The organism is Clostridium paraputrificum AGR2156, from assembly GCF_000424025.1.
GTDB classification, from domain to species: Bacteria; Bacillota; Clostridia; order Clostridiales; family Clostridiaceae; genus Clostridium; species Clostridium paraputrificum.
In genome coordinates this window covers 61,155-76,260 of record NZ_AUJC01000009.1, presented here as the reverse complement: position 1 = coordinate 76,260, position 15,106 = coordinate 61,155, and the positions used below count along the sequence as shown (strand labels likewise).

The 15,106-nt window shown below is 31.4% G+C and carries 12 protein-coding genes; 10 read left to right on the top strand and 2 right to left on the bottom strand.

Annotated features, from left to right (window positions below; genetic code table 11):
• Positions 1–3 precede the first annotated feature (3 nt).
• Positions 4–849 (bottom strand): DegV family protein, encoded by an 846-nt coding sequence (locus tag G594_RS0110540; RefSeq protein ID WP_027098547.1) that lies wholly within the window; start codon positions 847–849, stop codon positions 4–6.
• A 185-nt stretch (positions 850–1,034) separates the two neighbouring features.
• On the opposite strand from G594_RS0110540, the gene G594_RS0110535 reads away from it, so the two are divergent.
• Positions 1,035–2,075, top strand: coding sequence for a sensor domain-containing diguanylate cyclase (locus G594_RS0110535; protein WP_027098546.1), 1,041 nt, complete (start codon positions 1,035–1,037; stop codon positions 2,073–2,075).
• A gap of 32 nt (positions 2,076–2,107) precedes the next feature.
• Here G594_RS0110535 and G594_RS0110530 read toward each other — a convergent pair whose 3' ends face one another.
• Positions 2,108–3,094: a DUF3048 domain-containing protein gene (locus G594_RS0110530; protein WP_027098545.1), complete on the bottom strand. Its 987-nt coding sequence runs from the start codon at positions 3,092–3,094 to the stop codon at positions 2,108–2,110.
• A 223-nt stretch (positions 3,095–3,317) separates the two neighbouring features.
• Here G594_RS0110530 and nrdD point away from each other — a divergent pair, with 223 nt between their 5' ends.
• From nrdD to kdpA, 9 genes are all read left to right on the top strand, one after another.
• Positions 3,318–5,429 carry an anaerobic ribonucleoside-triphosphate reductase gene (gene nrdD / locus G594_RS0110525; protein ID WP_027098544.1) on the top strand — a complete coding sequence of 704 codons (2,112 nt, stop codon included), beginning with the start codon at positions 3,318–3,320 and terminating at the stop codon, positions 5,427–5,429.
• Between the two features lie 340 nt (positions 5,430–5,769).
• The gene (nifV, locus tag G594_RS0110520; RefSeq protein ID WP_027098543.1) at positions 5,770–6,933 is read left to right on the top strand and encodes a homocitrate synthase; all 1,164 of its coding nucleotides are present in this window, start codon (positions 5,770–5,772) and stop codon (positions 6,931–6,933) included.
• A gap of 29 nt (positions 6,934–6,962) precedes the next feature.
• The gene (locus tag G594_RS0110515) at positions 6,963–8,885 is read left to right on the top strand and encodes an aconitate hydratase (RefSeq protein WP_027098542.1); all 1,923 of its coding nucleotides are present in this window, start codon (positions 6,963–6,965) and stop codon (positions 8,883–8,885) included.
• 136 nt (positions 8,886–9,021) lie between these two features.
• Positions 9,022–9,147, top strand: coding sequence for a hypothetical protein (locus G594_RS20745; protein ID WP_373208072.1), 126 nt, complete (start codon positions 9,022–9,024; stop codon positions 9,145–9,147).
• A 128-nt stretch (positions 9,148–9,275) separates the two neighbouring features.
• Positions 9,276–10,535 (top strand): NAD(P)-dependent oxidoreductase, encoded by a 1,260-nt coding sequence (locus G594_RS0110510; RefSeq protein WP_242829718.1) that lies wholly within the window; start codon positions 9,276–9,278, stop codon positions 10,533–10,535.
• Positions 10,536–10,627: 92 nt separating this feature from the next.
• Positions 10,628–11,929 (top strand): ATP-binding protein, encoded by a 1,302-nt coding sequence (locus tag G594_RS0110505; RefSeq protein ID WP_034866450.1) that lies wholly within the window; start codon positions 10,628–10,630, stop codon positions 11,927–11,929.
• 65 nt (positions 11,930–11,994) lie between these two features.
• The gene (gene nrdG, locus G594_RS0110500) at positions 11,995–12,501 is read left to right on the top strand and encodes an anaerobic ribonucleoside-triphosphate reductase activating protein (protein ID WP_034866447.1); all 507 of its coding nucleotides are present in this window, start codon (positions 11,995–11,997) and stop codon (positions 12,499–12,501) included.
• Positions 12,502–12,535: 34 nt separating this feature from the next.
• Complete coding sequence (locus tag G594_RS19645) at positions 12,536–13,069, top strand: carbohydrate-binding protein (RefSeq protein WP_051195979.1); 534 nt, start codon at positions 12,536–12,538, stop codon at positions 13,067–13,069.
• A gap of 291 nt (positions 13,070–13,360) precedes the next feature.
• Entirely contained in the window at positions 13,361–15,100 is a 1,740-nt protein-coding gene (gene kdpA / locus G594_RS0110485) for a potassium-transporting ATPase subunit KdpA (protein ID WP_027098538.1), read from the top strand.
• Positions 15,101–15,106 lie beyond the last annotated feature (6 nt).

Here is a 15,106-nt window from a genome sequence, read left to right as displayed (position 1 = left end):
AATTTATTCTACCTCTTGAACTATGAAACCTACTAGACCAGGACCTGTATGAACTCCAAGAGCAGGACCAATTGAACCAGTTTCTATGTTATTTATATTATCTAAATCCTTAAAGGAATTGTAAAGATCTTTGCAGTCTTCCTCGGAATGACCATGAAGAACCCAAACATTACATTTACCTTTTTCTAAGTAACTATCTAATATTTTTCGTAGCTTTGTAAGAGATTGTTTTCTTCCTCTTACTTTTGCATAAGTATTGTAAACACCATCATCACCAACTTCTATAATTGGTTTAAGGCTTAAAATTTCTCCTATTGTTCCAGATACCTTACCAATTCTTCCGCCCTTTTTCAAGTATTCTAATGTATTAAGTGTAAAATAACATTGAACTTTAGGTCTTAGGGTTGGTAATATAGATACGATTTCTTCAAAGGTCTTTCCTTCTTCAACTAGTTTTGCAGCTTCAATAACTAAGCAACCTTCTGCCATTGTTAAAGTTTTTGTATCAAATACAAATGAAGTTAATTTAGGATGGTCTTCAAGCACTAACCTAATAGAATTACTAGTACCAGAAAGGGCACTAGAAATATTTATGGATATAACATGAGTGTATCCTTCCTTTTCAAATTCATCTAATATCTCATTTATTCTTTTTACATTTGGTAAAGAAGTTGTAGGAATCTCCTTGTGTAAGGAAGAGTATACTTCTTCAGGAGTTATATCAACTTTATCCTCATATTCTTTACCTGAATATATTATTCTAAAAGGTGCAACTTTTATATTATATTTTTCTATAATGTCATTTGTTATGTCTGAAGCACTATCTGTAATTATACCTATCTTTTGCATATAAAAAACCTCCTAATATTTATATAGATAATATATGTAATTTTCTTAAACCTTATCACTATTGATATAGTTAACTATATCAAAAGTGATAAGGTTATTCAATAATAAAATAAGAATTAAAAAACTGTACCAACATAATAAAAAGTAATATAATTTATATAATATGCTACATAAGTGGGGGAGTTATGAAAAGTAATTTTTTTGTTACTATCTATCTCATTACAGTATTTAGTATTCTAATAGTACAGGCATTAAAGATAAAAGAGTTAAGGAATAGAATAAGTGAATCAGATAGAATAAGAAAAGAAATATGTATATTAGGTGATAAGATTCAATTAATAAAGAGTAAGCAAGAGGTTTATGATTTAATCTTAACAACAGCACTCAATGTTATTCAAAAAGGGAATAAGGGTAGCATATTGATTCAGGAGGAAGATAGATTATTTCATTATAAGACCATAAGAGGATTTAATAGTGATATTAGTTTGAGTCCTTTACCTAAGGAAGAGTTAGCTTTATACAAATATAATGGTTGTAAAGATATTGCTATTTTGAAATCAAGTTTAGGGTATAAGAACGAATATATATTAGTTTCTCCAATAAGTTCTGATGGCAAGCTTATAGGAGTTATAAATATATATTCTGATGAGGGAAGCTATAAGTTTACAGATGAGGATATAAAATTATTAAGGTATATAAAGCATGAATTAGAAGTGGAAATTAAAAACTTTTTGACGCAAGATAAATTAAAGCATATAGCAACTCATGATGAACTAACAGGACTTTATAACAGGAGAAGCTTTAATCAAATATTTGAAGATGAATTAAATGAAGTTAAGAAGAATGGTATAGAAAGTGTTCTTGCAATTATTGACTTAGATGATTTTAAAGTTATAAATGATACATTTGGACACAGGGCTGGTGATGAAGCCTTAGTTAAAATGGCAGCTGCAATGAGAAAATGTCTTGAGAAAAATGATACTTATGCAAGAATGTCAGGAGATGAGTTTGTAATAATATTTAGGCAATCAACGGTTGAAGATGTAAAAGAAAAGCTATCTGGTATAAACGATATTCTAACCATGAGTTCAGAAAATATAAAAATAGGATTTACATATGGATTAGCAACAATAAGTATTGATTCAAATATAGAAAAGGATGAAATATTTTCTTGTGCAGATAGAATGCTATATATGGAGAAGAAAAAGAAAAAGGTAGGAAGATAATAAGAATCTCGCAAAAGCGAGATTCTTTTATTTTAATATTTTATGCTAGTTTTATTATCTACAATATGCCAAATAGTTTTGCCAGTGGCAAGAGGGAGTTCATTTCCGTTCATATCATATATTTTTGTTTCAGATAGTTCACTGTATTTCTTCCATTTGATATCTAAAATTTTTCCGTTACTTAATAGAAGACCATCTCCTTCACCAATCATGTTTATATCAAGATGCAATCCGTCTTCCCCCAATTTTATATCAGTCTTTTGTATTATTACATTGGAAAATTCAAGTGGAGATTCATATGCCATATCCCATGCCTTTTCACCATCCATGTATTTAGTATAAACATTATTATTATAAGTGTAGGAAGTATTATAATGGTTATTAATAGTTATTAAAATGTTATCACATGTTTTGTAATCATTGCTGTTATAATATTCGTTATCAAATGTAGAGAAGTTTTTTGATTTTACATCCCAATTAGTAGTAGATATAAAACTGCGTATCTTCTCAGATGATGTATATAGGTTGTGAGGAGCTTTTCGTGTAGAGTCTCTCCAAAAGTAATGTTCTTTAGATATCTCATTTATACTCATTATAGAATTATCTTGTTTGATTTCATTTAATGCATCCAAAGACCCACCGCAATGAGCAAAAGGCAGTGAATTTTCTCTAGAAAGTGTTATATAGTAAGGCCTAACGCTTCTAACTGGACCAATTATGGAAGGTGATTGGCTATGGAATAAAGCCATGAATCTTGGAATACCACCTTCGGCAGAGGTTTCATAAATAATATCTGCTTGTGACAGGCCGCTTTGTGGACGAGCAGATGGTGAGTTTTCTACCATAACCATAAAAGGAGTATTGTTTATAGAAGTTTGATCACATTCTTCTCCTGTATAAGGGAAAGAATATTTGCTTTCGATTACATTAGTAGAATTAACTGCTTCTTTTTTATTACAACCATAAAGGCAACTTCCTAGTAAAGTTGTTATTATTATTATTGCTAATCTTTTTTTCATCATTACCTCCTTAACAAAAATAAAAATAGGTATAGTACTAGTTTATTCATTTATTAGAAAAATAATACAAACAAATAAAAAGTGAAGATAAGTGGACAAATAGTATACTAAATGAAGGTATTTTGATAAAATTGAAAATTGTGGAATATTGAAGTGTAAGATTTAATAAAGTATAATTATAAAGGTGATAGGCACAATATATTGTATGAAAGGGGAATGAACAATGCTATATGTAGTTAAAAGGGATGGTAGAACAGTTGAGTTTAATATCGATAAGATATCCAATGCTATAAAGAAAGCAGCTACTGAAGAGGGAGTAAGCTTAAAGACTAGTCAGGTGTTTGACTGTGTGCAAAAGGTTATAAATTACATAGAAATGACAGAGAAAAAAAGTATATCTGTAGAAGAAATTCAAAATTTAGTTGAAAAAGCATTAAGAGATAGTGGCCATGAAAATATCGCTATATCCTATTCAACTTATAGAAATGAGAGAACAAAGATTAGAGAAATTAAATCTGATTTAATGAAAGCAATTCAACAAATAGGAGTTGAAACAGATAGAGATAATGCAAATGTAGGAAATAATTTTAGTTCTAAGCTTTTAAGAATAGCATCTGAATCAAATAAATGGCATACATTAGCTAGTATGCCTAAGAAATTAGCAAAGGCTCATGAAACAGGAGATTTATATTATCATGATTTAGATAGTTATAATTTAACTACAAATTGTCTTCATATTCCTACTAGAGAAGTGTTAGAAAAAGGCTTCAATACAGGATATGGAACAATAAACTCACCTAAAAGAATAGAAACAGCAGCAGAATTATCATGCATACTTTTACAATCAACACAAAATGATATGTTTGGAGGTCAATCTCATCCAGATTTTGATAATGATTTAGGCATATTTGTTGAACCAACAAGAAAAGAGATAAAAAAGGAATTAGAAGAATTGGGAGTTCCAAGTGAAAGAATAGAAAGCATATTAGAGAAAAAAGTTAGAGAAAGAGTACATCAAGCAATGCAAGGGGTAGTGTTTAATTTGAATACTATGCACTCTAGAGCGGGCTCTCAAGTTCCATTTAGTTCTGTTAATATAGGTATTCCTAACAGTGATGATGCAGCTTTAGTGTGTGAAATATTTTTAGAGGAATATGAAAAAGGATTAGGAAAGGGTGAACAGCCCATATTCCCTAATATTATATTTAGAGTAAAAGATGGAGTTAATAGGGAAGAAGGAGATCCATATTACTATTTATATAAATTAGCTTGCAGAGTGGCAGCTAAAAGAATGAACCCTACTTTTATGAATATTGATGCGGATTTTAATAAGGAGTATTATAATCAGGGATATATGCCAGCTACTATGGGATGTAGAACATATCTAATGAAAAATGTTAATGGAGAACCAGGGTGCAAAGGTAGAGGAAATATAGCTCCAACAACAATAAACTTACCTAGAATAGGGATTCAAGCAAAAGGTAATATTGAAAAGTTCTTTGAATTATTTCAAGAGAGAATTGATTTGGCTGAGGAAGCATTAATGCATAGATATGGAGTATTAAAGAACCTAAGAGTTAAAGATCTACCTTTTGTTGCAGGACAGCATCTGATGAAAGGCGCAGAAGGGCTTAGTGGAGAAGATTCTATAGAGCCAATATTAAAACAAGGAACTTGGGGAATTGGTTTTATAGGTTTAGCAGAGACCTTAGTAGCTTTAACAGGAAAACATCATGGAGAAGACCCAGCTTCAAGGGAACTTGGTGAAAAAATAATTACATTTCTTAGAAGTAATATAGATAGATTAACTGAAAAAACTCGTCTTAACTGGAGCTGTTATGCTACACCAGCAGAAGGTCTTTCAGGAAAGTTTATAAAACAAGACCAAAAGATGTTTGGGCTTTTAAAGGGGATTACAGATAAAGAATATTATACAAATAGTTATCATATACCTGTTGGTTTCCCAATATCAATTAAAGATAAAATTGATATTGAAGCACCTTATCACAAGCTTTGTAATGGAGGGCATATCAGTTATATAGAGGTAGATGATAATCCTACAGGAGATACAATAAAAGATATAATTGATTATGCATATAAAAATACTAATATAAGTTATCTTGGTGTTAATTTTCATATAAGATATTGCAAAGATTGTGGAGAAACTTTGCATAATCATGAGTGTGCATGTCCTAAGTGTGGAAGTAATAACATACAAGGAATTTCAAGAGTAACAGGATATTTAAGCTTAGATGAAAGATTCGGGTCTGGAAAGTCACATGAAAGGGACGACAGAATAACACATACAGAATCACACGAGTCTACATATAAGTAGGAAAAGGATGCAATTAAGTTGCATCCTTTTTGTTTTGGTGTGACTTAGAGCGAAGCGACGGCACAAGCAAAATAAATATCCACCATACCTTTTGCAATGCAATTTTTATAATAAATCTTGCAATAATTAGTAGTATTTTAGTGATAATTTAAAAATATATAGAAAATATTGAATTGAAACTATACAAAACTTGCAAAAGTCTTTATTTTTCTATTGTTAATAATAATTTAGTGTGATAGAATAAAATGGTAAAATAGTAAATTGATATATCCACTAATTTTTGGGGCTTCATATAGATAATCGAAAGGATATAACAAAGAAATAAGAAAAGGGGGATATTATGCCAGTAAAAGATTTAAAAAATGGAAGACAAATTTATGTGGTAGATACAACTCTTAGAGATGGAGAGCAAACTGCCGGTGTTGTATTTGCTAATGAAGAAAAGCTAGCAATAGCAACAATGTTAAGTGACTTGGGAGTAGATCAATTAGAAGTAGGTATACCAACTATGGGTGGAGATGAAAAAAATGCAATTAAATCCATAGTAAAGAGAAATTTAAAAAGCAGTATAATGGCTTGGAATAGAGCTGTCATATCTGATATACAAGAGTCTATAGATTGTGGAGTAGATGCTGTAGCCATATCAATATCAGTTTCAGATATTCATATTAAGAATAAGTTAAAGACATCAAGAGAATGGGTACTAGAGAATATGGTTAAATCTGTAGAATATGCTAAGAAGAATGGTTTATATGTATCTGTTAATGGTGAAGATGCATCAAGAGCTGATAGAGAGTTTTTAATTAAGTTCATGAAGGCTGCAAAGGAAGTTGGTGCAGATAGATTTAGGTATTGTGATACAGTGGGTGTAATGGGACCATTCCAAATAGAAGAGGAGATTAAATGTCTACATGACAATGCAAAGCTAGATATTGAGATGCATACTCATAATGATTTTGGTATGGCAACTGCAAATGCCATAGCAGGATTAAGGGGGGGGGCTAATCATGTAGGGGTAACAGTTAATGGACTAGGAGAAAGAGCAGGAAATGCCGCTCTTGAAGAGGTAGTTATGGCCTTGAAGTTTGTCTATGGCTGCGATGTGAACATGGATACTACAATGTTTAGGGAAATTTCCGAATATGTTTCTAAGGCATCAGGTAGAGAGTTACCTATTTGGAAGGCCATAGTAGGTACAAATATGTTTGCTCATGAATCAGGTATTCATGCAGATGGAGCGATAAAGAATCCTAAAAATTATGAAGCTTTTGATCCAAGTGTAGTTGGTCTTGAAAGACAAATAGTAATAGGAAAGCATTCAGGTAAGGCAGCTATAGTAAATAAGTTTAAAGAATATAATATAGAACTTACTAATGAAGAAGCTTCATTTATATTAGAAATGGTTAGATCAACTTCTGTTAGATTGAAGAGAAGTTTATTTGATAAAGAGATTGTTGGGCTATATAAGGAATATAAAAGACAATTAGCAGAAAAAGATAATTAAATCGCAATAAGTACTAAGGGGGAAAGAAGATGGGCGATAATTTAGTATATAAAATATTAAAAAGCCATATTGTTGAAGGTGAATTAAAGGCAGGGGAACCAATATCAATTAAAATAGATCAAACTTTAACTCAAGATTCAACAGGAACAATGGCATATTTACAACTAGAAGCAATGGGGATTGATAGGGTAAAAACTAAAAGGTCAGTAGCATTTGTAGATCACAATATGTTGCAACAAGGATTTGAAAATGCTGATGATCATAAGTTTATACAAACAGTAGCCTCAAAATATGGTGTGTATTTTTCTAAACCAGGTAATGGAATATGTCACCAAGTATTTTTAGAAAGATTTTCAACACCATCAGAGACCTTAATTGGATCTGATAGTCATACCCCAACAGCTGGTGGAGTTGGTATGCTAGCTATGGGTGCTGGTGGATTAGATGTTGCTTTAGCTATGGGGGGAGGAGCCTATAATATAAATACTCCTAAAGTAGTCAAGGTTAATTTAGAAGGTAAGTTAAATAAGATGGTAGCATCTAAGGATATAATATTAGAAGTATTAAGAAAGTTAACTGTAAAAGGTGGAGTTGGAAAAGTATTTGAATATGCTGGTGAAGGTGTTAAGTCACTATCAGTTCCACAAAGAGCTACTATAACAAATATGGGAGCTGAATTAGGAGCAACAACTTCTATTTTCCCAAGTGATGAAAGAACTTTAGAGTTTTTTAAGGCTCAAGGAAGAGAAGAAGATTGGATAGAGTTCAAACCTGATGCAGATGCATTATATGACGATGAAATAACTATAAACTTAGATGAATTAGTGCCACTAGCTGCAGGGCCTCATAGTCCGGATAATGTTAAGGAAGTAAAAGAGTTTGGAAAGATAAAAGTAGACCAAGTAGCAATTGGTAGTTGCACAAATTCCTCATATGAAGATTTAATGAAGGTTGCTAAAATACTGAAGGGAAGAAAGGTTAACCCTAATGTAAGTTTGGTAATAGCCCCTGGATCAAGACAAGTTATGGAGATGATAGCTAGAAATGGAGCATTAGCTGACATTATTAGTGCAGGTGCAAGAATACTAGAAAACTCTTGTGGCCCTTGCATAGGTATGGGACAAGCACCATCAACAGATGCAGTTTCTTTAAGAACTTTTAATAGAAATTTCTATGGTAGAAGTGGAACCCTATCTGCTAAGGTATTTTTAGTAAGTCCTGAAACAGCAGCAGTATCAGCAATAACAGGAGTTTTAACAGATCCAACGGAATTAGATGTGGATTTAACAATAGATATGCCTAAAAGATTTTTAATAGATGATTCAATGATATTAGCGCCTGCACCAACAAATGCAGAAGTTGATGTTGTAAGAGGACCAAATATAAAACCATTCCCAGTAAATAAACCTTTAGGGAACAGTGTTGAAGGTAAGGTATTAATAAAGGTTGAGGATAATATAACAACAGATCATATAATGCCTTCAAATGCAAAGCTTCTTCCATTTAGATCGAATATTCCATATCTTTCAGAATTCTGTTTTAATACAGTAGATGTAGAATTTCATAAGAGAGCTAAGGAATATAACGGTGGTTTCATAATTGCAGGTGATAATTATGGACAAGGTTCTTCTAGAGAACATGCTGCATTAGCTCCATTATACCTTGGAGTAAAAGCTGTAATTGCTAGATCGTTTGCTAGAATTCATAAAGCTAACTTAATTAATAATGGTATAATTCCTATGGAATTTAAAGAAGAAAGTGATTATAATAGCATAGATTTAGTTGATGATTTAGTTATTGATAATGTAAAGCGCTCTTTAGAGACTGGAACTGTTAAGATTAAAAATGTTACTAAAGGAATAGAATTTGAGGTTACGGTTAATTTAACAGAAAAAGAAATTGATGTAATTAATTTAGGTGGAAGACTTAATTACGTAAAACATAGTAATTAGTACAATTTTTAATGACTATTGATATTAATACATCCTTTCTCAAATAGATAAGGGATGTATTATATATTCAATGGTCTTTTATTTTAATATAGTTGATAGAGGGAGTCTTTAATAAACAAGTTGGGATAAGGTTAAAATATTAAAATATATTTCCGTGAAGGTGGCACATAAGATAGTTATAAATGGAGCATATAATCATGATGTAGTTGTTGTATATGCTAATAGACCATATATAATATCTATTATGACCAAGGGGGAGTAATGAGTTCATTTCGCAATTATCTAAGAAAATCTATGGTCAGTTAATTAGATTATAAATATAGTGAAATTTTTACTCTTGTCTTTATTTGTAATATTATATATGATGAAATAACAAACTATTAGATAAGAATGAAGAGAGGTACAAGAGAAATGTTATATTTAGATGAGGCAAATAGATGCTTGTCATGCAAGAATCCAAGATGTAAGCAACATTGTCCTATAAGCACACCAATTCCAGAAGTAATAGCGCTTTATAAGGAAGGGAAGTTAAAGGAAGCAGGAGAAGTTCTATTTAAAAATAATCCATTATCTTTAGTATGTTCAATAGTATGTCCTCATGAAGATCAGTGTAGAGGATATTGTATAAAAGGTATTAAAGATGAACCGGTAAGATTTCACGATATAGAAACAGAGATTTCTACTAAATACTTAGAAGAAATGGAGATAGAAAATACTCCTAAGATAAAGGATAGAGTTGCTATAGTTGGTGGAGGTCCTGCGGGAATAACAATAGCATTTATACTTTCACAAAAAGGATATAAAGTAACTTTATTTGATGCTCATGAAAAGATTGGTGGAGTTTTAAGGTATGGAATTCCTGAATATAGATTGCCAAATAAAATGATAGATAAAATTGAAGAGAGACTTTTAGATTCAGGTGTTGTAATAAGACCAAATACCTTAATTGGTCCTGTTATAACTATTGATAAACTATTTAGTGATGGATATAAAGCTATATTTATTGGAACAGGAGTATGGAACCCAAAAACTTTAAATATAAAAGGTGAAACATTAGGCAATGTTCATTATGCAATAGATTATTTAAAGTCTCCAAATGTATATAGATTAGGGAAAAGAGTAGCTGTAATAGGGGCAGGAAATGTAGCTATGGATGCTGCTAGAGTTGCCAAAAGAAATGGTGCTGATGAAGTATATATCCTTTATAGAAAAGGTGAAGAGGATATGCCAGCAACAGGTGATGAAATAAGAGAAGCTAAAGAAGATGATATTAAGTTTAAACATTTTGTAGCTCCTTTAGAAATAACTGAAGAAGGAGTTAAATTAGTTAGAACTGAAAATATTAAAGGTGAAGATGGAAGAGTACAAACTAAGATATTGGAAGATGAGGAGGAATTCTTTGAGTGCGACTCTACAATAATAGCTGTAAGTCAAGCGCCTAAGAATAATATAGTTTCTCATACAGAAAGCTTAGAAACAAATAAATGGGGACTATTAGTAACTGATGAACAAGGGCATACAACTAGAGATGGTGTATTTGGGTCAGGAGATGTAGTAACTGGAGCTAAAACCGTTGTTGAAGCTGTAGCAAATGCAAAAATCGTTGCTAATGCTATAGAAGAGTATTGCACAAAAAAACTAGTTTTATAAAAGATTAGAAGGAATTTTACATATGTAAGATTCCTTCTTTTTTGTTGTGATAAAATAGTAGTATATACAAAAAATAGAAAGTGGGGCTAAAAATGAATAAGGAAGAAATTATTAAATTAAATTTAAATTCTCTTTGTGTGTATAAGGGGATATTTGAAGAGAAAGTTGGGGATAAATTTAGAAAGCTTGTTGATAAGTTGTGTGATAACTCTAAGATTGAGGAGTGTGTAAAGGCATATAATGAATTTACATTTGAATTATTTAAGGTTAATAGAATATTATCATTTAAGGAAGTTATAATAGATGACATGCTATTAAGCTCAAATCCATTTAATCAATCTTTAAGTAATTTTGGAGAGGTACCTAGTTTTACTGAAGATGGCATATTTAATGAACTAAACTTGTTATGTGACATAGCAAATGTTACTAGCAATGATATTAAGAGTATCTTATTAAATAAATTTGATTCAGTAAGTACTATAGATTCGCTTATAGGATGGAATTTAAATGAAGATAAGTACATAGCAAAAACAGAAATGGATATAGAAAAATTAAAGCATATTCTGATGTGTGAAAATAATTGGGGTAATAAAATAGATAAGATAAAGAACTTTCATATAAAGAATGGAACAGGAAGAAGCACAGCTTATAAAGCCTTTGTTTGGGAAAGGTTTCATGATGATAATGAAGGTCACTTAAGAGAAATTTTAGAGCCTGACCCAATAAATATATCTGAATTAATAGGTTATGAAACTCAAAAGAAGGAAATAATCGATAATACAAAGAGTTTTTTAAAGGGTCTTCCTGCTAATAATTTATTGTTATATGGAGCTAGAGGAACAGGAAAGTCATCTACAGTAAAAGCTGTACTTAACGAATTTTATATGGATGGATTAAGGTTAATAGAAGTTGATAAAGATCAATTAAGAGATTTTACTAGAATTATTAGATTGTTAAAAGATAAGAAGCAAAAGTTTATTATTTTTGTTGATGATTTGGTTTTTGATGAAAATGAAGATAGCTACTCTGCTTTAAAGACAATATTAGAAGGAAGAGTAGAAAATAAACCTGATAATATAATAATTTATGCTACAACTAATAGGAGACATTTAATTGTTGAAAAGTTTGCTGATAGGGAAGAGATAAACTCAAAGGATACAATGGAAGAAAAGTTATCTCTATCAGATAGGTTTGGTATTACAATTAGTTTCTTTACTCCTGATCAAAAAGAGTTTTTAAAGATTATAGATGGTCTAGTAGATCTTAGGGGATTAGATATAGATAAGGAATATGTTCATAGAGAAGCCCTAAAGTGGGAAAAGTGGCATAATGGTAGGTCACCAAGATCTGCTACACAATTTATAGATTGGTTAGAAGGATATTTATCTAAATAGATATTGTGTGATTATAATTGGTGATATAATAAATGTAGAAATATCTATAGAGAGAAGGGGTTTTGGTGGGTAATACAATAAGATTAGCTGGGATAGCATACGAAAGTTTAGTAAATGGACCTGGGATGAGGAGAGTATTCTTTTCTCAAGGATGTAGGCATAATTGTAAGGGATGCTTTAATCCTGATACTCATAGCTTTGATGGCGGAGAAGAAAAAGACATGGATGAATTAATAAAGGATGTTTTAGGTAATCCAATGATAAAAGGTGTTACATTTAGTGGTGGCGATCCTTTTGAAAGGCCAGAAGAATTTGCATACATGGGGGAAGTTTTTAAGAAGCATGGTCTAAATATATGGAGCTATACAGGATATACTTATGAGTTCATAGTAAGTCATTTTAATGAAAAGCCAGAATGGAGAAGGTTAATTAATACTTTAGATGTACTAGTTGATGGTCAATTTGAAGAAGATAAGAAAGAGGAAGGTTTATTGTTTAGGGGATCTTCAAATCAAAGAATTATAGATGTTAAAGAGAGTTTAAAGAGAAATCAGGTAGTAATTTGGAAATGATAAAGGTATAGTACTAGAGAGGAGATAGTGGTCAATGAAAAAGAAAGTAATAAGTATGATATTAGTGGGATTATCATTAGCATTAGTAGGATGTGGGGATAAAAGTACACTTACAGAGGATAAGGTAAATATATCTGCGGATAAAGAAGTAAGTGAAGATGGGAATTATGTAGTTGTAGTAGAATTATGTGAGGGAGTAAAATCTGTAGACTATACACTAACAGAAAATGGTCAGTTGGTATCTTCTAAAGAGGATGTCGATGAAGGGTTAAAAGAAAATATAATGTCAAACAAGGTAAAGGGTGAATATGAATATGTGTTAACAGTTAAAGACGATGAAGGAAACACTGTTACAAAGGAGTTAGCTGTTAAGGTAGATGATAGTTTAGCTGCATCAGCTACTTTGTCAGATAGTAGTATAGCCGAATGGTCTGGAGATGGTATAGAATATGTTGTGGGTGATAAAGTAAACTATAGTGATAAAAAGTATAAATGTTTACAAGGACATACATCTCAAGATGATTGGAATCCAGTAAGTGCAGCTAGCCTTTGGAAGGAAATAAAATAATAAGTTACACATATTATGAGGATACTAAAAGTATCCTCTTTTTTGATTTAAATTTTAAATACTTAAACTTATACAAAGTAAGGAGAATAATAATTCTTCTTACTTTTTTATCTTTATACAATCTTAATACTAGTGCTAATAACTCTAACACTATCTTTATATCTTTTTATCTATAATTAACCTCGTAAGAGAGGAGGATGAATTAGTGGAAATTATTATCAAATTAATAGGTATAGTAGCCTTAGTGCTATTTATATATCTTTTTTACATTTTATTAAAGGGGGATAATGAATAATGAATGCAGTATTACAATATGGGTTATACTTAGTTATTCTAGTGGCATTAGCAATTCCACTTGGAAAATATATAAGCAAAGTTATGGATGGAGAAAAAGTATTTTTATCTAAAGTATTAGTACCTGTAGAAAATTTTATATATAAAATAATGAGAATAGATAAGAAAGAAGATATGACGTGGAAGAAGTATGCGGTATCAGTAGTTTCATTTAGTATATTTGGATTTATAATTTTATTCTTATTAAATGTTTTACAAGGAGTTTTGCCACTTAATCCAGAAGGCGTTGATGGCACAACAGCTCACTTGGCATTTAATACAACATCAAGCTTTGTAACTAACACAAACTGGCAAGCCTATTCAGGTGAAAGTGGGTTAAGTTATCTAACTCAAATGTTAGGTTTAACTGTTCAAAACTTTGTATCAGCAGCAACTGGTATTGCAGTACTTTTTGCTTTAATTAGAGGTTTTACAAGAGTTAAAGAAAAAGGAATCGGAAGTTTCTGGGTGGATCTAACTAGAAGTATACTGTATGTTTTAATACCGCTTTCTATAGTTGTTACCCTTGGATTAGCATCTCAAGGAGTTGTTCAAAATCTTAATTCTTATGAAGAAGTACAATTAGTACAACCAATAGAGTTAGAAGATGGAACTGTAATTACTAAGCAGGTAATACCACAAGGTCCTGCAGCTAGCCAAATAGCTATAAAACAATTGGGTACAAATGGAGGAGGATTCTTTGGAGTTAACTCAGCACATCCATTAGAAAATCCAACAATATTTTCTAATATGTTAGAGATGATTTCATTACTTTTAATACCAGCAGCTTTATGTTTTTCATTTGGTAGAAGTATAAAAGATAAAAAACAAGGAAGAGCAATATTCTTAGCAATGTTTATTATGTTGGTTGTAGCACTTTCTATTGTTGCGGTAAGTGAAGCCAACGCAACACCTCAGCTTGTTCAAGCGGGAATGGTTGATGTTTCACCAGTAGGACAAGCTGGTGGCAATATGGAAGGAAAAGAAAGTAGGTTTGGTATTGCGACTTCAAGTACTTGGGCTACATTTACTACAGCTGCTTCAAATGGATCGGTTAATTCAATGCATGATAGCTATACTCCATTAGGAGGTATGATAACAATGCTTCAAATGCAACTTGGAGAAGTTATATTTGGGGGAGTTGGATGTGGTTTATACGGCATGCTTGCATTTGCTATAGTAGCAGTATTTATTGCAGGTCTTATGGTAGGTAGGACGCCAGAGTACTTAGGAAAGAAGATAGATCCTTATGAAATGAAAATGGCAATGTTAGTTTGTCTTGCTACACCAATAGCAATACTTGTTAGTAGTGGAATAGCTTCATTAGTTCCTCAAGTAGTAGAAAGCTTAAATAATGAAGGAGCTCATGGATTTTCTGAAATGCTTTATGCTTATTCATCTGCAGGAGGCAATAATGGATCAGCCTTTGCTGGATTTGGAGCTAATACACCGTTTATAAATATAACAATAGGTATTGTAATGTTATTTGCTAGGTTTGTACCATTAATTGGTACACTTGCAATTGCAGGTTCTTTGGTTCAAAAGAAAAAAGTAGCAGTTAGTGTAGGAACATTATCAACTCATAATGCTTTGTTTATAGGATTATTAATATTTGTAGTTCTTTTAGTTGGAGCATTAAGTTTTTTCCCTGCACTTGCGTTAGGTCCAATAGCAGAGTTCTTTCAAATGATTGCGTAGAAGGAG